The following is a 21,448-nucleotide window of genomic DNA, read 5'->3' on the forward strand; positions in this document are numbered from 1 at the left end:
GAACGGCGGGCTCGTCACACGGCGGACACGGCGCGCGCCAGGCTGTCGGCCAGGCTGGCGACATGCGGTTCGCGCAGCATGTCGCTGTGCCCGCCGGCGGCCTGGAACACCCGCACCGGGCCGGCGGCGTAGCCGGACCAGCCGAGGTCGGCCGCGAGGTCTTCACGTCCGGTCTGGGCCGAGGCGGTCCAGACGCCGACCGGGCACGGCACCGGCCGCGGCGCATGGCTGCGCAGGCTGGTGAGATTGGCGCGGTAGACGTCGAACATCGCCTCGATCCGGCGCGGACTCAGCCCCTGCGGGAACAGGCCGGAGGCCAGCACCCGTTCGGCCAGCAGCGCGAAGCGGCCGGCGCGGTCGAGGGACGCCAATTCGGCCTCGGCGACGGCGATGGGCTTGCCGGTGGCGATTTCGACGGTGCGCGCCATATAGCGCATCAGCCCGGCCTCGTCCCTGGGCAGGTTTTGCAGGAAGGCGGCGTCGGGGGCCGGGGCGCCGTCCAGCGCGGCCAGCAGCCTGACGTCGGCGCCGGCCTGGTGCAGCCGGCGCGCCAATTCGGCGGCGACGGCGGCGCCGAAGGAGTGGCCGGCGACGACCAGCGGGCCCGGCAGGCCGGCCGCCAGCACCGCGTCGGCGTAGCGTTCCGCCATCGCCGCCACCGTCTCGTCGGCCGCGACCGACGGGTCAAGCCCGGCCGCCTGCAGGCCATAGACGCGCCAGCGCGCCGGCAGCGTCTCCGCCAGTTGCCGGTAGCCGATGATCTGGCCGGAACCGTCGTGAACCAGCAGCAGCGTCAGGTCGGCGCCGTCCGGCCGGAGCGGCACCAGCACCGCCGGCGCGGCGTCGGTCTGGCCGGCGGCCACCAAGGGCGCCAGTCCGGCGACGGTGCCGGCGGTGAACAGCGCGGCCAGCGGCAGCGTCGCGCCCAGCTCGGTCTGGATGCGGGACAGCAGTTGCAGCGTCAGCAGCGAGTGGCCGCCCATGTCGAAGAAGCCGTCGTCCAGGCCGATGCGCGCGAGGCCCAGCGTCTCGGCGAGCAGCGCCGCCAGCTTTTCCTCCAGCGCGTCGCGCGGCGCGCGGTAGGCGCGGGCGGCCGGCTCGGGCGCCGGCAATGCGCCGCGGTCCAGCTTGCCGTTCGGCGTCGACGGCAGCGCGCTCAGCGTCACCCAGGCGGTCGGCACCATGTATTCCGGCAGCCGCTCGGCCAGCGCGCGGCGCAGCTCGGCCACGGCCGGCTCGCCGGCCGACGGCACCAGATAGCCGACCAGCCGCGCCGCGCCGGGCGCGTCCTCGCGCAGCGCCACCGCGGCCGCGGCGACGCCGGGCTGTTCGGCCAGCGCCGCCTCGATCTCGCCGAGCTCGATGCGGAAGCCGCGCAGCTTCAGCTGGCCGTCGTCGCGGCCCAGGTATTCGATGCGGCCGTCCGGTAGCCGGCGCGCGCGGTCGCCGCTGCGGTACATCCGCTCGCCGTCGCGGAAGGGGCTGCCGACGAAGCGTTCGGCGCTGAGCCGCGGCCGGCGCAGATAGCCGCGCGCGACGCCGGGGCCGGCGATGCAGAGCTCGCCGGCGAGGCCGATCGGAGCCGGCTGGCCCGCTTCGTCGACGATGTAGACCCGGTAGCCGGGGATGGCGCGGCCTATGTCTATGTTCCGGCCGTCGCCGACGGCGAGCTCGGTCGCCGTGCTCCAGACCGCGGCCTCGGTCGGGCCGTATTCGTTGAAGAAGCGCCGCGGCGTGCCGGCGACCAGGTCGCGCGGCGACACCGCCTCGCCGCCGAACAGCACGGCGCGCAGCGACGCGCCCCAGCCGGCAGGCTGGGACTGGGCCACCGCGCGGTACAGCGACGGCACGCTGAGCCAGACCTCGGCCCGCTCGCGCTCGACAAGGCCGGCCAGATAGCCCGGCTCCAGCTGGCCGCCGGCGCGGCTGACGATCAGCCGCCCGCCGCAGGCCAGCGACCAGAACAGCAGCGCCACCGAGCTGTCGAAGGCGAACGACGGCAGCAGCAGGAAGGCTGTGCCCGGCCGCGACAGCTCGGCCGGGTAGAAGGCCAGCCGGGCGGTGGTCGACGCGTGAAGATTGTCGTGCTGGATCAGCACGCCCTTGGGCTGGCCGGTGGAGCCCGAGGTGTAGATCACATAGGCGGGATGGTTCGGCCGCAGCGGGCAGACGCGTTCGGCGTCGGCGAGGTCGCCGTCCGGCAGCGCGGCCAGTTCCTCGCGCAGCGCCGCGTCGTCCAGATCCAGTCTGACGACGCCCGGCGGCAATTCGACGCCGGCATGGCTGAGCACGCAGCGCGGCTCGGCGTCGGCCAGCATGTAGGCGAGGCGGGCCGGCGGGTAGTCCAGGTCCAGCGGCAGATAGGCGGCGCCGGCCTTCAGCGCCGCCAGTAGGGCCACCACCGTCTCGGCCAAGCGCGGTAGCGCGACGGCGACGATGTCCTCGGGGCCGACACCCAGCGCGACCAATCGGCGCGCCAGCCGGTTGGCGCGGCGGTTCAGCTCGGCGTAGCTCAGGCTTTGTCCGTCGTCGCCGACGGCCGCCGCGTCCGGCGTCGCCGCGGCGCGGCTTTCGATCAAGGGCAGCAGCGTCGCCGGCGCCGGCGCTTCGCCGGCGTCGTTCCAGCCGTCGACCAGCAGGCGGCGTTCTTCTGCGTCCAGCAGGTCCAGCCGCGGCAGCGGCGATTCCGGCCGGGCAGCCATGCCCAGCAGCAGCCGCTTCAACCGAGCGGCCAGCCGTTCGGCGCCGGCCGGCTCGAACAGGTCCAGATCGTATTCCAGCATCGCCTGCAGGCCGCCGTCGCGCTCGTGCAGCGTCAGCGTCAGGTCGAAGCGCGGCGAGGTGTCGTCGCTGGACAGCGCTTCCAGCGCCAGTTCCGGCAGCCGCAGCGCGTCCAGCGGCGCGTTCTGCAGCACCAGCATGGTCTGGAACAGCGGATTGCGCGACAGAGAGCGTTCGAGCTTCAGCGAGTCGACTACGGTTTCGAACGGCATGTCCTGCAATTCGTAGGCTTCCAGCACCGTATCGCGCACCCGTGCCAGCAGTTGCAGCGCGTTCGGTTCGCCGTCAACGCAGACGCGCAGCGCCAGCGTGTTGACGAAGCAGCCTATCAGGCCTTCCAGGTCGACGTGGTTGCGGTTGGCGATCGGGCTGCCGACTACCAGCTCCCGCTGGCCGCTGTAGCGCGACAGCAGCGCGGCGTAGCCGGCCAGCAGCACCATGAACAGCGTGCCGCCGGCGCGATCGGCCAGCCGGCGCAGGCTGGCGGTTTCGCCGCGGTCCAGGCTGAAGCGCATGATGCGCCCGCGGCGCGGACCGGCGCCGCCGCGGCGCGGCTTGTCGCCCAGCAGGTCCAGCGCGGCCGGGGCGCCGGCCAGGCGCGTCTGCCAGCGCCGCAGCAGCGTGTCGAAGCGCTCGCCGGCCAGCGTCTGCCGCTGCCACTGGGCGAAGTCGCCGTACTGTATCGCCAGCGCCGGCAGGCTGGCTTGCCGGCCTTCGACGGCGGCGGCGTACAGCTCGCCGAACTCCCGCACCAGCACGCCGAAGGACCAGCCGTCGGACAGCGAGTGGTGCATCGCGATCAGCAGCGCGGCGTCGTCCGGGCCGATGTCCAGCAGCGCGAAGCGCAGCGGCGGGGCGGCCTCCAGATCGAACTTCGGCCGGGCGAAGGCCTCCGCGGCGCGGGCCAGCGCCGCGTCCACGCTGTCGCCGGCCTCGACGTTCAACGTCATCTCCGGCAGCCCCGGGCCGTCGCCGGCCTCGACGATCTGCCGCAGCTCGCCGCCGCGCAGCGCGAAACGGGTGCGCAGCGATTCGTGGCGGCGCACCACGCCGGCCAGCGCGGCGCGCAGCGCATGCCGGTCCAGGCGGCCGCGCAGCCGCAGGCCCTGGGCGATGTTGTAGACGCCGACGCCGCTCTGGTCCAGCCGCTCCAGGAACCAGAAGCGCTGTTGGGCGAACGACGACGGCAGCGGCTGGCCGCGGTCGGCCAGCGGGATGCGGCGTTCCGGCGCCGCCGCCGGCTGGTCTTCCAGATCGGCCCGTTCGGCCAGCGCGGCGGCGAATTCGGCCACCGTCGGGTGCTCGAACAGCGTGCGCAGCGGCAGCTCGACGCCGAAGTCGGCGCGCAGCCGCGACATCACCTGGGTGGCCAGCAGCGAGTGGCCGCCGGCCTCGAAGAAGTTCTGTTCGCGGGCGAGAGCGGCGGCGCCGAGCACCTCGCCCCAGATCCGGGCCACTTCGCGCTCGGCGCGGGTCTGCGGCGGGGAGCCGGCGCCGCCGCCGCGCCGTTCGGCCTGGCTGGGTTCGGGCAGCGCGCGCGCGTCCAGCTTGCCGCTGTTGTTCAGCGGCAGTTTGTCCAGCAGCACGAAGGCGGCCGGCAGCATGTATTCCGGCAGCCTGGTCGCCAGGTGGCGGCGCAGCTCGGGCCCCAGCGTGTCGCGGGGCTGGCTCTGCGCCGGCGTGTTGAAGCAATCGGCGAGCTCGCCGCCGTCGTCGGCCAGCCGTTCCAGAGTCAGCGTCGGCAGCGCCGTCTCGGCGTCGGCCAGCGCCAGGTCGAAGCGGCCGTCGGCGGCGTTCTCGCTCCAGCTGATCCGGGCCGCGAGGCTTGCGGCGCGGGCCTCGGCCAGCAGCTCGGCCGGCTCGGCGGCATCGTGCGTCGCGCCGGCGAGCCACGGTTGGGCGGCGGCGCTGGCGTCGCCGGCCTCGTCGCGGTCCAGCCAGGCGAGGAAGCGCTCGACCGCGGCGGCGCGGCGGTTGGCCAGCCCGGTCCACAGGCCGGGCGCCGCCAGCGGACGCGGCGGGGGCGCGGTGTCCGGCGGGACGGCGGCGGCGGCGCGGGCCTGGCCCTTGGTCAGCACCACGTCGTAGCGGTAGGTGGTCAGCTCGCAGTCGCCGCCGTCCTCCTTCAGGCGGATGTCGACGGCGCCGATGTCGCCGCGGCGCAGCGCCAGCCGGCGGAACAGCGCCGGGTTGACCAGCAGCTCCTTTTCCTCGGCGATCAGCGCGTCCAGCTCGCGGCGCAGCCCGGCGCGCGTGGGCTCGGCGACGCCGGGCAGCCGGTGCAGCAGGCGGCTGGCCTGGAAGTGGCGCAACAGGCCGAGGTGGCGCAGATCGCCCAGCAGCAGCCGGCCGCCGGGGGCGAGCCGCGCCAGCGCCTGCTCGACCACGGCCAGGAAATAGTCGGCGTCCGGGAAGTATTGCGCGACAGAGTTGACGATCACGGTGTCGAAGTCGGTCGGCAGACCGTCGAGATCGCGGGCCTCGCGCCGCTCCAGCGAAACGCGTTCCAGGCCGCGGGCCGCGACGGTGCGCCCCAGCCGTTCCAGCGCGCGCTCGGAGAAGTCCAGGCCGTGGTAATGCTCGGTCTCGGGCGCGATGGCCAGCAGCAGCATGCCGCTGCCGCTGCCGATCTCCAGCACGCGCCGCGGCCGCAGCGCGCGGATGCGGGCCAGGATCTCGTCGCGCCAGCGCCGCATGTGGGCGGCCGGAATCGGCGCGTTGTCGTAGGAATCGGTCCAGCCGACCAGGTCGAGCTCGGCGTCGTCGGCCGCCGCGTCCTCGTAGATCATGTCGAAGGCCGGCAGCCAGCCGCCGGCCTGATCGGCCCCGTCGAGGCCGGGGCGCTTGGCGACATAGGCGACCAGCCGCGCCTGCTCGCCTTCGCCGCGCACCACGACGGCGGCCTCGGCGACGGCGGGATGTTCGCTGAGCAGCGCCTGTATCTCGGCGGTCTCGATGCGGAAGCCGCGCAGCTTGACCTGCTGGTCGGCCCGGCCGCGGTATTCCAGGTCGCCGCGCGGGGTGACGCGGGCCAGGTCGCCGCTGCGGTAGAAGCCGAGGCCGCTATCCAGATGCGGGTCGGCGATGAAGCGCTGCGCCGTCAGTTCGGGCTGATTGACATAGCCCAGTGCGACGCCGGCGCCGCCGACGTAGATTTCGCCGACCATGCCGGGCGGCACCGGCTGTCGCAGCGGGTCCAGCAGCCGTATGCACAGATCGGGCAGCGCCGCGCCTATCACGCTGCCCAGCTTGCGCTTGACCTCGGCCAGGCCGATGCGGCGGAAGGTGACGTGGACGGTGGTTTCGGTGATGCCGTACATATTGATCAATCGCGGGTAGTCGTCGCCATGGCGGTCCAGCCAGGTCTCCAGGCTGCTCAGGTCCAGCGCCTCGCCGCCGAACACCACATAGCGCAGCGCCAGGTCGCCTTCGCGCGGATTCAGCTCCTCGGCCGCCATCAGCTGGCGGAAGGCCGACGGCGTCTGGTTCAGCACCGTCACCTTTTCGTCGCACAAGAGCTGGTAGAAGGCGTCGGACGAGCGGGCCAGCAGCGGCGGCACGATCAGCAGCGCGCCGCCGTGGGCCAGCGCGCCCCAGATTTCCCAGACCGAGAAGTCGAAGGCGTAGGAGTGGAACAGCGTCCACACGTCGCGCGGTCCGAAGTCGAACAGGCCGGCGCTGGCGGCGAACAGCCGCGCGGCGTTGCGGTGGCTGACGGCGACGCCCTTAGGGCGGCCGGTGGAGCCGGAGGTGTAGATGATGTAAGCCAGGCCGTCCGGCGCGTCATGCGCCGGCAGCTCGGCCGCCGGCGCCGCGTCGCCGCCGTCCAGCGTCAGCGTCGCGCCGGAGAACGGCGGCAGCGTCGGCGCCAGCGCCGCGGTGGAGAGCACCGCCCGCGCGCCGCTGTCGTCCAGGATGTAGCGTATGCGGTCGGCCGGATAGGCCGGATCCATCGGCACATAGCCGGCGCCGGCCTTCAGCACGGCCAGCACGCCGACCAGCATCTCGAACGACGGCGTCAGCCACAGGCCCACCGGCTCGCCGGGCCGGACGCCGGCGGCGACCAGCCGCCGCGCGGCATGGTCGGCCAGGCGGTCCAGCTCGCCGTAAGACAGGGTCAGGCCTTCGCAGCGCAGCGCGACGGCGTCGGGCTGCTCGGCGGCCAGCCGCGCGAAGGCGCGGTGCACCGGCTCGCAGTCGGCGGGGGCCGGCTGCCTGGGCAGCGCCAGCAAGGCGGCGGTCTGTTCGGCCGTCATCAGCGGCAGCGCGGCCAGCGGCGCGTTGGGCGCGCGGCCGGCGCCGTCCAGTAATATCGCCAGTTGTTCGGCCATCCGCTCCACCGACGCGCGCTCGAACAAGGCGGTGTTGTAGCTGAAGGCGCCGGACAGGCCGTCGTCGGTTTCGCGCATGAACAGTTCGAGGTCGAAGCGGGCGGCTTCCTGGCTCAGCACCGGCGTCAGCCGCAGCCCGTCGAGAGACGGCGGCGCGGCCGGGATGTTCAGCAAGGTGAAGGCCACCTGGAACAGCGGGTTGCGGCTAGGATCGCGCGCCTCCAGCTCCAGCGCGTTGACCAGGCGGTCGTACGGCAGCGACGCGTGCTCGACGGCGTCGCGTATCGTTTCCGACTGCCGGCGGACGAGGTCGCGGAAACTGTCGTCGGCGCCGATCTCGGCGCGGATCACCAGCATATTGGCGAAGAAGCCGATCAGCGGCTCGGTCTCCACCTGTTCGCGGCCGGCCAGCGAGGTGCCGATGGCCAGGTCGTCCTGGCGGGCGTGGCGGGCCAGCAGCGCCTGGAAGGCCGACAGCAGCAGGCAGAACAGCGTGGTGCGCTCGGCCGAGGCCAGCCGGCGCAGCCTGTCGGCGCTGGCGGCGTCTATCTCGAAGCCGACGGTGGCGCCGTCGAAGGTCTGCACCGGCGGACGCGGCTTGTCGGTTGGCAGCTCCAGCACCGGCAGGCCGGCGAGCTGGTTTTTCCAATAGGCGAGGTCGGCGTCCCAGCGCAGCTGCTGGCCCGATTCGCGTTGCCAGCGCGCGTAGTCCAGATACTGTATCGGCAGCTCGGGCAGCGCCGGTTCGCGGCCGCGGCTCAGTTCGGCGTAGGCATGGGCGACTTCGCCCATCAGCACCGCCAGCGACCAGGCGTCGCCGACGATGTGGTGCAGCGTCAGCACCACGGCGTGCTCGTCGGCCGAGAGCCGCGCCAGCGCGATGCGCAGTGGCCGGCCGGCGGACAGATCGAAGCAGTGGGCGCTTTCGCGGCGGGCCAACGCTTCCAGCCGCGCGGCGGCGTCGTCCGGCGCCAGGTCCGACCAGTCCAGGTGTTCGATGGCCGCCGGGCCGGGCGGCAGCGCGGTCTGCTCCGGCTCGCCGTTCACATTGCGGATGGCGGTGCGCAGCGAGGCGTGGCGCGCGACCACGCAGTCGAAAGCCCGGCCCAGCGCCGCCAGCTGCATGTCGCCGCTCAGGCGGAAGGCGGAGCAGATATTGTAGGCGGCGGCGCCGGCGGTGAATTCGTGCAGGAACCACAGCCGCTGCTGCTGGAAGGACAGCGGGCCGGAGACGGCGCCGCTGTTGGCGATGCGCCCGCCGTCGGCGGCGGGAGGCGGGGCGTCCAGTTCCTGCTCCAGCAGATGATCGAGTAGATCCAAATCGTTGTCGTTCCAGTCGCTAGCGCTCATTTTCTGTGGCTTTCAATGGTGATTTGACGCGTCGGCCATATTGGCGTGGCCGTGTTGCCGATTTTGAATATTTTTGTCTGTGCTGAAAAAGATTAATTTGTGCGGTATATTCTTTGTCAGGCTTTACTAGTCGGTATTCTCTTTGTGAACAATACCTATTAGTAATGTTTTATTGATTTGATAAATACTCGGCTACCGCCGTAGTTTCTAGTCACAGCATGGAGATGGATATGGCGCAGGATGCGATCAGCGAAGCGAAATACCTCGTTGTGGTGAATCACGAGGAACAATACTCGATATGGCCGGATTATCGCGAGATTCCCGTTGGTTGGCGCTCTGCAGGCGTCAGTGGCAGCGAAAAGGAATGCCTGGACCATATTGAAAAAACCTGGACGGACATGCGGCCGCTTAGCCTGAGAAAATTCATGCAGGAAAATCAAACTGCGTCCCCTTTGACTGAATGATTGTTTCAGGTGTTTTAAAGTCGCCGCACAGCGGCGACTTTTTTATTTCATCGTTGCGGCAACAGACGCGATACCAGGGGCAATAACAGCCGGTTGATTCGGGACAAGATCCGGTGGCGCGCGTCCAGCCAGTTCAGGTCCATGTCGTGGCGGGCATAGGAGCGGTCGCCGCGCGGCGGCTGCGAGCGGCCGTCCGGCGTCGGCGAGCCGGGTTCGAAGTAATAGCCCGGGCACGGCAGCGTGGACGGCAGCGCCAGGCAGCCGCTTTCCTCGACGCACATGGTGAAGAAGCGCGGCCCGACGGTGACGGCGGTGCGCATCGCCGGTGAATCGCGCAGCCTGGCCGGCAGCGTCGGATCCAGCGGCGCCGAGCGGCCGGCGGCCAGATTGGCGTGCACCGTCGCCCACAGCGGATGGCCGGGCGCGCTGCCTATCAGCGCGTTGTTGAAACCGTGGGTGCGCGACAGGATCAGGCTGCGTTCCGGCAGCAGCGGGTCTATCGGGCGCAGGCTCTCGATGTCCATGTCGATGTAGAAGCCGCCGTGCAGGGCCAGGAACAGGTAGCGCGACGCGTCTATGCGCTGGATGTCGCGCTCGAAGGCGGCGTAGCGGGCGGCGAACCACGGGTAGTGCTCGTCGACCAGCGCCTGCAGCATGGCCGCGTCCCACAGCGTGAATTCCCAGTCCGGATGGTTGCGCATCCAGCCGTCGCGGTAGCGGCGGTATTTGTCCGGCAGCGCCGCCGCGCCCTGATACCAGATCTGGTGGACGCGGCGCGGTATCCCGGCGCTTTGTTCGATGATGATGTCGTTCATGAGAAGGTCGCCCCGCCGTCTATCGCGATGATGCGGCCGTTGAAGTAATCGCATTCGACGATGAAGCGCAGCCCCTGCCAGATTTCATGAGGCTCGGCCATGCGCTTCAGCGGCACCTGGGCGACCAGCTCGTCGCGGGTGGCCTGGGCCAGGCCGGCCGCCATCGGCGTGTCGGTCAGTCCGGGCGCCAGGCCGGCGACGCGGATGCCGAACGGCGCCAGCTCCAGCGCCCAGGTGCGGGTCAGCGCGTCCAGGCCGGCCTTGGACGCGGCGTAGTTGGACTGGCCGGGGTTGCCGGCGCTGGTGACCGAGGAGACGTTGACGATCAGCGCCGGGTCGTCGCGGCCGGCCTCGACGCGGGCGGCGGCGAATTCGCGGCTCAGCAGATAGGGGGCGGTCAGATTGGTTTCCAGCACCGCCCGCCACTGCGCCGTCGGCAGCTTGCGGGCGAAGCCCTCGACGTCCAGCCGGACCAGCCAGCCGTCGCGCAGGATGCCGGCGTTGTTGACCAGCAGATTGGCCGGCGCCGGGCCATCCGACACCGTTTTCAGCAGCGCGCGCACCGCCGCCTCCTGGCTGATGTCGAGCACGGCGGCCTCGATGGCGCCGGGCAGGCCGGCGGCGTCCTGTTCCAGCTGGCGCAGGCCGGCGGCGTCCAGGTCCACGGCGTGGACCCGCGCCCCGGCGCGGGCCAGCTCCAGCGAGAAGGCGCGGCCTATGCCGCTGGCGGCGCCGCTGACGATGGCGTTGATGTGTTCCAGTTTCATTCTGCGGTTTCCGTGGTGGTGGGGCGTTGGGCGGCGGCCCGGCGCAGCGCTTCGCGCTCGGCGTCGGACATGCCGCGCAGTTTCAAATAGACGGCGGCGATCTTGGCGGCCAGGCCGGGCGAGGCTTCGCGCTCGCCTAGCAGCGCGGCCAGCGCGCGCGGCGTCTGGGCGTGGAACACCGCCCGCAGCGGCAATTCCAGCCGGAAGATCTTGTTGACGCGGACGTGGATGCGGGTGGCCAGCAGCGAATGGCCGCCGAGATCGAAGAAGTCGTCGTCGACGGCGATGCCGCCGCGTTCGAACACCTCCTCCCAAATCGCGCACACCGCGTGCTCCAGCGGTCCTTGCGGCGCCGCGCCGGCGGCCGGCGAGGCGGCTTCGGCCGGGTCCGGCAGCGCCTTGCGGTCCAGCTTGCGGTTGGGCGTCAGCGGCAGCGCGTCCAGCGTGACGAACAGGCTGGGCACCATATAGCTGGGCAGCGCGGCGGCCAGTTCGGCGCGGACGCGGCGCAGCGCGGCCGGATCAGCCTCGTCGCCGGCGCGCCAGGCGCCGCCGTCGTCCGGCAGCAGATAGCCGATCAGGCGGGCGTTGCCCTGGCGGTCGCGGCGTATCGCCGCGGCGGCCTGGCGCACGCCGGGCAGCAGCCTCAGCCTGGCCTCCACTTCCTCCAACTCCAGCCGGAAGCCGTTCAGTTTGGCCTGGCCGTCCATCCGTCCCAGCACCCGCACGCCGCCGTCGCTGAGCAGGCAGGCCAGATCGCCGCTCTGGTAGACGCGGGCGCCGGGCCGGCCGGCCAGCGGGTCGGGGCGGAAGCGGGCGGCGGTCTGCGCCGGCTGGCCCAGATAGCCCAGCGCCAGGCCGTCGCCGCCTATCTGCAGCTCGCCGGCCAGATGCGGCGGCAATGGCTGGCCGTGATGGTCGGCCACCCACAGCGTTGTGTGGCGTATCGCGTGGCCGGCCGGCGGCGGCAGCTCGCCGCCGTCGACGCGGTGGACCGCCGACCAGATCGTCGTCTCGGTCGGGCCGTAGACGTTCCACAGCGTCAGGCCGGCGTCCAGCAGCGCGCGGGCCAGGTCGGCCGGCAGCGCCTCGCCGCCGCACCAGGCCCTGAGGCCCGGCGCCGGCTTCCAGCCAGCCTCCAGCAGCATGCGCCAGCTGGCCGGCGTCGCCTGGATCACGGTGGCGCCGCAGCGCGCCGCCTCGGCGGCCAGCGCCACGCCGTCGCCGCCGACCGAGGCCGGCGCGATGGCGAGGCGGGCGCCTCGGCTCAGCGGCAACAGCAGCTCCAGCGTGGCGATGTCGAAGGACCAGGTGGTGACCGACAGCAGCACGTCGTCCGGCGCCAGACCCGGTTCGACGGCGAAATGCCGCAGGATGTTGGCCAGCGAGCGGTGGGCCACCTGCACGCCTTTCGGACGCCCGGTGCTGCCCGAGGTGAATAGCGTGTAGGCCGGCGCCTCCGGATGCGGCGCGTCGCCGGGCAGCGGGCCGTCGACGAGGCCGTCCTCCAGCGGCGGCAGCGGCGCCGGCAGCGTCAGCCGCGCGGCGCCGGCCGGCCAGTCCGGGCCGACGCCGTCGTCGACGACGATCAGCTCGGGGCGGGCATCCTCCAGGATGGCGGCCAGCCGCAAGGGCGGCAGCGCCGGGTCCAGCGGCAGGTATTGCGCGCCGGACCACAAGGTCGCCAGCAGCGCCGTCAGCGCGCGGGCGTCCGGCGCCAGCGCCAGCGCCACCGTGCTGCCGGGGCCGATGCCGAGGCCGGCCAGCCGGCGCGCCAGCGCGCGCGACTGCGCGACGAGCTCGCGGTAGCTGAGGCTGCCGTCGGCCGCCGTCACCGCGGTCTTGTCCGGATGGCGCCGCGCGGCCTCGGCCAGCATGCCCAGCGCGGTGTCGCCGGATGCCGGCGCGAAGGCGGCCGGGGCTTGCGGCGCGGCCAGCGCGAGCTCGCCGACGCGGGCGGCGCCGGCGGCGATCTGCGACAACAGCCGCGGCAGCGCCTGCAGCAGGGCCTCGGCACGGGCAGGCTCAAGGCGGGCGGCGTCGAAGGCGCAGTCCAGTTCTATGCCGTTCGGGCCCGGTTTGACGTACAGCGTCAGCGGGTAGTTGGACTGCTCGCGGGCCGAGGCGGCGCCGACTCGCAACTCTTGGGCGTAGCCGCCGACGGCGGCGTTGATCGGGTAGTTTTCGTAGATCAGCACCGCGTCGAACAGCGGCTGGCGGGCCGGCAGGCCGCTCCAGCCGTGGATGTCGACCAGGCGGCTGGTCTCGAACGGCGCCAGCCGGCCCTGGCTGTCCTGCAGCCGGCGCAGGAAATCGTCCAGCGGCAAGGCGGCGTCGCAGTCGGCGCGCAGCGGCACGGTGGCGATGAACAGGCCGACGGTGGTCTCGATGGCCGGCAGCGCGTCGGGGCGGCCGGCGACGGTGACGCCGAAGACCACGTCGTCGGCGCGGCCGATGCGCGACAGCGCCACCGCCAGCGCGCCCTGGAACAGCGTGTTCAGCGTGATCCGCCGCGCGCGCGCGGTCCGCCGCAGCGCGTCGGCCAGTTCCGGCGCCAGCGTCAGCGTCAGATTGCGCGGTTCGGGCGCCTTGCCTGCCGGGATCAGCCCCAGGTCGGCGTCGGCGGCGTAGCCGGCGAAATAGCCGCGCCAGAAGGCTTCCTGCGCCGCGCGGTCGCGCTGCTCGCGCTGCCACTTGATAAAGCGGCCGAACGACGGCGCCGGCGGCAGCGCGGCCGGGCGGCCGGCGCGCAGGCCGCTGTACAGCGCCAGCACTTCCTCGAAGATCACCGCCATCGACCAGCCGTCCAGCAGCGCGTGATGATGGGTCCACACCATGCGCCACGGCGCGCCGCCTCGGGTCAGCAGCGCGACGCGCAGCAGCGGCGGCGAGACCGGATCGAAGCCGGCGGCGCGGTCGTCGGCGAGGAAACGCTCAAGTTCGGCTTCGCCGGCCAGTTCGACGATGGAGAACGGCAGTCTGGGCGCGGCGTGCACCCGTTGCAGCGGCGAGGCCAGGCCTTCCCAGGCGAAGCTGACGCGCAGCGCGTCGTGGCGCGTCAGCGCCTGGCCCCAGGCCTGCTCCAGCAGGACCGCGTCGACGGCGCCGTCCAGTTCGGCCACCACCTGTTCGATGTAGACGCCGGCCGGGCCGTTGTCGTCCTCCAGCCTGCTGTGGAACAGCATGCCTTCCTGCACCGGGGTCGGGTCCCACAGGTCGACGATGTCGCCGTGGCCGCCCAGCGCCGTCGGCAGCGCGTCCTCGTCCAGCGTCGCCAGCGGGAAGTCGTCGGCCGCCAGCGCGTCGACCGCCGCGTCGGCGTCCAGTCGCAGCAGCGCCAGCAGGTTTTGCCGCATGCCTTGCGCCAGCGTCTCCACCGTCGCGCGCGGCAGCGCGTCGCGGCCGTAGTTCCAGCGCATCGACAGCCGTCCGTCGCTGACCAGCGCGACGATGTCGATCAGCCGCGGGCGCAGGCCGTCCGGGTCCTCCATCGCGCCGGCGGATTCGGCGGCCGGCGCCAGCGGGCCGCCGGCCGGCAGGCTGCCGTCGAACTGGCCCAGATAGTTGAAGGCGATCTGCGGTTCCGGCAGCGCGGCCAGCGCGCGGGCGTCGGCGTCGCCGGCCAGGTGGCGCAGCGCGCCGTAGCCGGCGCCGCCGGCGGGCACCGCGCGCAGCGTCCGCTTGGCCAGCCGCAGCAGCCGTTGCGGCGAGGCGCCGGCCAGGCCGGCCACCGCCAGCGGATACATCGCGGTGAACCAGCCGACGGTGTCGGACACGTCCAGCGCGTCGCCGTCGCGGCCGTGGCCTTCCATCGTCAGCGCCAGCGTGTCGGCGTCCAGCCAGTCGCGCAGCGCGCCCAGCGCCGCCGCCAGCAGCGTTTCCTCGGCGCTGGCGCGCAGCGGCCGGCCCTGGCGCAGCAGCGCCGCGGTCGGGCCGGCTTCCAGCACGGCCTCGACGGTGTCGGTCGCGCCATAGAGATTGCGGTCCTCGGCCTCGGCCGACAGCGGGACGCGGGCGGCGGCGGCGGCCAGCTGGGCCTGGTCCAGCCAGTAGGCGCGCTCACCGGCGTCCGGCAGCGCGTCCCGCCGAGCCAGCGCCCAGTGGCCGAAGCCGGCGCGCGGGGCGGATGGACGGCCGCCGGCCAGCAGCCGGGCCAGGTCCTGCAGCAGCACGCGCCAGGACACGCCGTCGACGATCAGATGGTGGATGACCAGCAGCAACCGGCCAGCCTCGCCGGCACCCAGGTCGAAGTGGACGGCGCGCAGCAGCGGGCCGTTTTCCAGGTCCAGGCCGCGCTGGGCGGCCTCGGCCGCGGTCGCTATCGCCTCGGCGCGCGCGCCGGCAGCCGTCGTCGACAGGTCGAAATATCGCAGCCAGCCAGCGTCCTGAAGCGCCTCGGCCGGCGCGTAGCGCTGGAACCAGCCGTCGTCGCCGCGCGCGAAGCGCAACCGGAACGCGTCATGGGCGCCGACGAGGTCTTGCAGGGCTTTCCGCAGCGCGGCCGCGTCTATGCCGGCGGCCACCGTCAGCAACAGCGCCTGGTTCCAGTGGCCGGGCCGCGGCAGCGTGTCCAGCCTGTCGAAGAACCAGCGCTGGGCCGGCGTCAGCGGCAGCGGCTGCCCCGGCGCGATGTCGGGCAGCGCGGCGGCCGGCGCGGCTTCGTCGGCATGGGCCGCCAGCTCGGCCACGGTCGGATGACCGAAGATGTCGCGCGCGGCCAGCGCCAGGCCGGCCTGGCGGGCCTGGGCGACGATTTGCAGGCCGAGTATCGAGTCGCCGCCCAGTTGGAAGAAGTTGTCGTCCAGGCCGATGTCGTCGCGTTGCAGCACCTGGCTCCAGATCGCCGCCAATGTCTTTTGCTGCGGCGTGTCCGGCGCGCGGCGCGGCCGCCGGGCGGCCGCCTCGTCGGTTCGCGGCGCCGGCAGCGCGGCGCGGTCGGTCTTGCCGCTGGCGTTCAGCGGCCACGACTCCAGCGCGATCAGCTGGGTCGGCAGCATGTAGTCGGGCAGCCGCGGTCTCAGCTCGTCCAGCAGCGCGCCGCGCCAGTCGCCGGTCTCGCGGCCGGCTTCCAGCCTGATGTAGCCGGCCAGCTTTTCGGCGCCGGACGGGTCGCGGTAGCCGGCGACGGCGGCCTGCAGCACGCCGGGGCAGGCGGCCAGCCTGGCCTCGATCTCGCCGATTTCGACCCGTTGGCCGCGCAGCTTGATCTGGCCGTCGGCGCGACCGAGGTATTCCAGCACGCCGCCGGGCAGCAGGCGCACGATGTCGCCGCTGCGGTACAGACGGCCGCCGGGCAGCGTGGACAGCGGATCGGGCACGAAGCGGGCCGCGGTCAGCGCCGGCTGGTGCAGATAGCCGCGCGCCAGGCCGGGGCCGGCGATGTAGAGCTCGCCGCAGACGCCTTCCGGCACCGGGTTGAGGCGGGCGTCCAGCACGCGGAAGGCCATGCCGTCTATCGGCCGGCCCAGGCCGACGGCCGGCGTCGGCGCCGCGCCGCGGAGGTATTCGGCGCTGGAGGCGTCTATCGTCGTCTCGGTCGGGCCGTACAGATTGACCAGCGGGATGTCCAGCGCCTGGTGGAAGCGCTGGACGGCGGCGGCCGGCAGCGCCTCGCCGCCGGCGAACACCCGGCGCAGCGAGTGGCAGTCGGCGAAGCCCGGCGTCGCCAGCAGCACCGTCAGCAGGCTGGGCACCAGCTGCAGCACGGTGACGCCGTGTTCGCGCACCGCGCCGATCAGATAGTCCGGATCGCGGTAGCCGCCGTCGGCGGCCAGCTGCAGCCGCGCGCCCTGCATCAGCGGCGCCCAGAATTCCCAGACCGAGGCGTCGAAACCGACCGGCGTCTTCTGCAGCACCACGTCGTTCCCGGCCAGCGGATAGCGGCCGTTCATCCACGCCATGTGGTTGTCGAGCGCCGCGCGGCCGACGGCGACGCCCTTGGGCCGGCCGCTGGAGCCGGAGGTGAACAGCAGATAGGCCAGCGCGTCGCCGTGCGCCGCGGCGGCCGGCATGTCGCCGGCGGGTTCCGGCGGCGGCGCGTCCAGGTCCAGCGCCGCGCAGCCGGGCGGCAGGAAGGCCGGCTCGCCGCGGCTGATCAACAAGGAGGGCGCGGCGTCCCGCAGGATTTCGCGGCGGCGCGCCTCCGGCTGGCCGCGGTCCAGCGGCAGATAGGCGGCGCCGGCCTTCAGCGTCGCCAGCATAGACACCACCAGCTCCGGCGAGCGCGGCAGGTCCAGCGCGACGACGACATCCGCTCCGGCGCCCATAGCCAACAAGCGGCGCGCCAGACCGTCGGCGCGGTCGTCCAGTTCGGCGTAGCTCAACGGCGCGCCTTCACCGGAGACGGCGACGGCGTCGGGGCGCAGGCGGGCCATCGCGGCCACCGCCTGCGGCACCGATGGGGCATCGAGGTCGGCCGAGGCTCCGCTGAGCGCCTCGGGGGCGGCGCCGCCGGCCGGCATGTCCAGGCAGGCGGCGTCCGGATCGCGCGCGAGCGCGTCGGCGAAGGCCAGGTACAGGCCGGCGATGGACTCCACCTGTTCATCGGGGAAGGCGGCGCGGTCGTAGGAGAAACCCAGTCCTATCGCGCCGTCGGCCTGGCTGACGCTGAAGGTGACGGCCAGCGGGATGTCGACCGACTCTTCGCTGTCGGTGTCCAGCATTTCCAGGCCGCCGTCGCCGGCGAGGCCCTGGTAGATATGGAAGTCGACGTAGTTGAACGAGGTTTCGAACAATTCGCCGCCGGCCAGCTTGCGGATTTCCGCCATCGGGAAATGGCGGTGGGGCAGGCTGGCGCCCTCGCTGTCCATCGTCGCTTGCAGCAGGCGGCGCCAGCTGCCGCCGTCCAGGCGGATGCGCAGCGGCAGCGTGTTCAGGAACAGGCCCAGCGCCTCGGCGCCGTCGGCAATGGCCGGCCGGCCGTTGCTGACCAGGCCGGTGACGATCTCGTCCCGGCCGCACAGGCAGGCCAGCGCGCGGGCGTGCAGCGCCAGCAGCACCGTCTTCAGCGGCATGCCGCCGTCGGCGGCCAGGCGTACCAGCGCGGCGGCGTTCGCGGCCGGCAGCCGGACTTCCCGCTTGCCGACCCGCGCCTTGCCGGTCGGCGCGATGCGTTGCGGCCAGCGCGGCACGGCGGCGGCAGGCAGGCCGACCAGCTGGCCGCGCCAGTATTCGCGCTGGGCCGGATCGGCCAGCGCCGCCTGCTCGGCGGCGATGAAGTCGCGCCAGACATGGCCCAGCGGACGGCGGACGGCGGCCGCAGAGCCCCGCAGCCGTTCGAACAAGCGGGTTGACAGCGTGGCGACGCTCCAGCCGTCCAGAATGGCGTGGTGCACCGCCAGCGTCAGCTGCCAGACGTCGTCGGCCAGCCTGAGGCAGGCGACGCGCAGCAGCGACGGCCGCTCGGTGTCGAAGCGCTGTTCGGACAGGCGCCGCAGCTGCTCGGCGACGGCGTCCGCGCGCGCGGGCTCGTCCAGGCCGCGCAGATCGGCGTATTCCAGCGTCGGCGCCGCGTCGCGCCACACCAGTTGCAGCGGCTGGGAATAGCCGGCCAAGGCGAAGCCGGTGCGCAGCGGCGCGTGCTCGCGGCCCAGTTCCGCCAGCGCCTCGGCCAGCCGTTCGGGATCGATTGCCGCCCGCAGCCGGTGCGAGAACACATCGTGGTACAGATTGCGGCCGTCGTCGTACTCGTTGTGGAACAGCATGCCGGCCTGCAGCCGGGCCAGCGGCATCGCGTCCTCGACGCCGGGCGGCAGCAAGGCGCGGTCGGCGTCGGAGATCAGCGAGAACGGCGCGCTGGCGATCGGGGCCGGCGCGGCCTCGCCGCCGTCCAGCGCCGCGTCCAATGCCGCTATCGTGCCGTGGCGGAAGATGTCCTGTATCGTCAGCGGGCAGCCGTTCTCCTTGGCCAGGCCGGCGATGCGCACGCTGCGTATCGAGTCGCCGCCGAGCGAGAAGTAGTTGTCGTGGACGCCGACGCGCGGCAGGCCCAGCACCTGCTGCCAGATGCCGGCCAGCAGCCGCTGCCGCTGGTTGGCCGGCTCGACATACGGCGTTTCCAGCGCCGAGCGCGCGCCGTCCGGCGCCGGCAGCGCCTTGACGTCCAGCTTGCCGTTGACGGTCAGCGGGAAGTCGGCCAGCGCGATGAAGGCGGCCGGCGTCATATGGGCCGGCAGCCGCTGGGCCAGGTGGCGGCGCATCGCCTCGGCGCCGACGGCGGCCGGTTCGTCGGCCTTGAGATAGGCGATGAGCCGCGCCGCGTCGCCGGCGCCGACGGCGGCGACATGGACGTCGCGCACCGCAGGGTGGCTCTGCAGCGCCGCGCGGACTTCGCCGAGCTCGATGCGGAAGCCGCGTATCTTCACCTGGTGGTCGATGCGGCCGCAGTACAGCAGCTCGCCGTCGGCGCTCCGGCGCGCCAGGTCGCCGGAGCGGTAGCGCCGGGCCGGGCCGGCGCCGGGAAAGCGCTCGGCGTTCAGCTCGGGGCGGTTCAGATAGCCTAGGCTGACGCCGAGGCCGCCGACGTGGATCTCGCCGGGCGCGCCCGGCGGCACCGGGTGGCCGAAGGCGTCCAGCAGTTCCAGCGACAGATCGTCCAGCGGCTCGCCTATCGGGCTGAGCTCGCCGGCGGCGGCCAGGTCGGCGGCGACGATGCGGCGGAAGGTGACGTGGACGGTGGTTTCGGTGATGCCGTACATATTGGCCAACCGCGGCGCGTCGTCGCCATGCCGCCGCAGCCACGGTTCCAGATCGGCCAGCCGCAGCGCCTCGCCGCCGAACACCACCCAGCGCAGCGCCGACGGGCGCGGCAGCGGCGCCGCCGCTTCGGCGGCGATGGCCAGCTTGAACGCCGACGGCGTCTGGTTCAGCACGGTGACGCCCTCGCGGCCCAGCAGCGCGACGAAGGCGGCCGGATCGCGGCTGACGGCGTGCGGCACGACGACGCTGCGGCCGCCGTGCAGCAGCGCGCCCCACAGCTCCCATACCGAGAAGTCGAAGGCGAAGGAGTGGAAATAGCTCCAGACGTCGTTTTCGTCGAAATGGAAATGGCGCTCGCTGGACGCGAACAGCCGCAGCACATTGCGCTGCGAGACCAGCACGCCCTTGGGCTGGCCGGTGGAGCCGGAGGTGTAGATGACGTAGGCGCCGTCATCCGGCGTCAGGCCGGCCGGCGGCAGCGGCGCGGCGCCGTCGTCGGCTATCCGCTCAATCAGCAGGCATTCGGCGTCGGCCGGCAGCCGCGAGCGGCATTCGGCGTCGGTCAGCGTCGCCAGCGCCTGGCTGTCGGCCAGCTGGTAGGCCAGCCGTTCCGGCGGATAGTCCGGGTCCAGCGGCACATAGACGCCGCCGGCCAGCGTGACGCCCAGCATCGCGGCGATCTGGCCGGCCGAGCGCGGCAGGCAGATGCCGACGCGGACGCCGGGTTCGACGCCGGCCTGGCGCAGGCGGGCGGCGATGGCGGCGGCCCGCGCCAGCAACTGGCGGTAGCTCAGCGAGAGCGGGCCGTCGCTGACGGCGACGCGTTCCGGGAAGCGGTCGGCGGCGGCCAGGAAGGCCGAGGCCAGCGTGTCCGGCGCGTCGCGCCAGGCGACGACAGGCGGCGCGGCGGCCGCGTCCGGGCGGACCAGGCCCAGCTCGCGCAGCGCCGCGTTTGGCCGCGCGGCGATCTGCCGCAGCAGTTCCAGATAGGCGTCGGCCAGCGCCGCCGCCGGCGCCTCGTCGACGCGGGCGCGGTCGAAGCCCAGCTTCAGCGTCAGGCCGTCGCCGCCGGGCACCAGCGTCAGCGTCAGCGGGTAGTGGGTGCGCTCGTCTTGGCGGACTTCGGAGATGCTAAAGCCCAGGCCGTCGGACGGCAGGGCCTCGCCTATCGGGAAATTGTCTATCGCCACCAGCGTCTCGAACAGCGGCTGGCCGCGCGGCACGGCGCTGCAGCGCTGTATCTCGGCCAGGTCGCAGTGCGACAGCGACTGCAGCTCCAGCTGGCGCCGCTGCACCTCGGCCAGCCATTGCGGCAGCGCGGCGTCGGCCGGCAGCGGCAGCCGCAGCGGCAGCGAATTGATCAGCAGGCCCACCATGCCGTCGGCGCCGGGCAGGTCTATCGCCCGCCCGGACAGCGTGACGCCGAAGGCGACGTCGTCCTGGCGGCCGTAGCGGCCCAGCAGTATCGCCCAGGCGCCCAGCAGCAGGCTGCCCAGCGATACCCGGCAGCGCTCGGCGGCGGCGGCGAGGTCGCCGTCCGCGCCGTAGTCCAGCCGCGCCTCTATCTGGCCGACGTCGTCGCCGGCCAGCGCGCCGGGCAGGGCCGGGCGGTCCAGGCCCAGCGGCGTCGGCGCCTCCAGATCGCCGACGGCGGCGCGCCAGTAGGTCTCGGCGGCGGCCGCGTCCTGGCGGCCCAGCCAGGACACGTAGTCGGAAAACGGCGCCGGCGGCGGCGGCAGCGCCGCGCCGGACAGCAGCGCGAAATAGTCGCGCATCAGTATCGGCAACGACCAGCCGTCCAGCAGGATGTGGTGGTGGCTCCAGATCAGCCGCCACTCGGCGGGGCCGTAGCGCAGCAGCGTCAGCCGCATCAGCGGCGGCCGGTTCAGCTGGAAGCCGCGGCGGCGGTCCTCGTCCAGCAGCGCCTCCAGCCGCTGTTCGCGCTCGGCCTCGCCGGCGTCGCGCCAGTCGTGCACGGCCAGCGGCACCTTGCTGGCGTTGAACACCACCTGGCGCGGCTCGGTCTGGCCCTTGGTGACGAAGGCGGTGCGCAGTATCGGATGGCGCTGGGCCAGCCTGTCCAGCGCGTCGGCCATCGCCGCCGGATCGACCTCGCCGTCCAGCCGGCAGATCAGTTGCTCGAAATAGACCGGGGAGCCGGGCGCGAACAGCGTGTGGAACAGCACGCCGCGTTGCAGCGGGGTCAACGGCAGGATGTCTTGGATCTGGTTTTTCAGTGTCAT

The 21,448-nt window shown here is 72.9% G+C and carries 5 protein-coding genes; 1 reads left to right on the plus strand and 4 read right to left on the minus strand.

From position 1 onward, the window contains the following. Positions 1-14: 14 nt before the first annotated feature. Positions 15-8,462: a non-ribosomal peptide synthetase gene (locus tag CXB49_RS07990; protein WP_101707896.1), complete on the minus strand. Its 8,448-nt coding sequence runs from the start codon at positions 8,460-8,462 to the stop codon at positions 15-17. Between the two features lie 230 nt (positions 8,463-8,692). Between CXB49_RS07990 and CXB49_RS07995 the strand changes: the two genes are divergently transcribed. Next, positions 8,693-8,926: an MbtH family NRPS accessory protein gene (locus tag CXB49_RS07995; protein ID WP_101707897.1), complete on the plus strand. Its 234-nt coding sequence runs from the start codon at positions 8,693-8,695 to the stop codon at positions 8,924-8,926. A 47-nt stretch (positions 8,927-8,973) separates the two neighbouring features. Here the strand turns inward: CXB49_RS07995 and CXB49_RS08000 are convergent, their stop codons facing one another. The 3 genes from CXB49_RS08000 to CXB49_RS08010 are packed head-to-tail and all read right to left on the minus strand — an operon-like array spanning position 8,974 to position 21,448. Next, positions 8,974-9,741, minus strand: a complete 768-nt coding sequence (locus tag CXB49_RS08000) for a glycosyltransferase family 32 protein (RefSeq protein WP_158300675.1) — start codon at positions 9,739-9,741, stop codon at positions 8,974-8,976. Then, positions 9,738-10,508, minus strand: coding sequence for an SDR family oxidoreductase (locus CXB49_RS08005; RefSeq protein WP_101707899.1), 771 nt, complete (start codon positions 10,506-10,508; stop codon positions 9,738-9,740). Before CXB49_RS08005 ends, CXB49_RS08000 begins: the two co-directional genes overlap by 4 nt. After that, complete coding sequence (locus tag CXB49_RS08010; protein ID WP_158300676.1) at positions 10,505-21,448, minus strand: non-ribosomal peptide synthetase; 10,944 nt, start codon at positions 21,446-21,448, stop codon at positions 10,505-10,507. Before CXB49_RS08010 ends, CXB49_RS08005 begins: the two co-directional genes overlap by 4 nt.

The organism is Chromobacterium sp. ATCC 53434 (assembly GCF_002848345.1).
Taxonomy (GTDB): domain Bacteria; phylum Pseudomonadota; class Gammaproteobacteria; order Burkholderiales; family Chromobacteriaceae; genus Chromobacterium.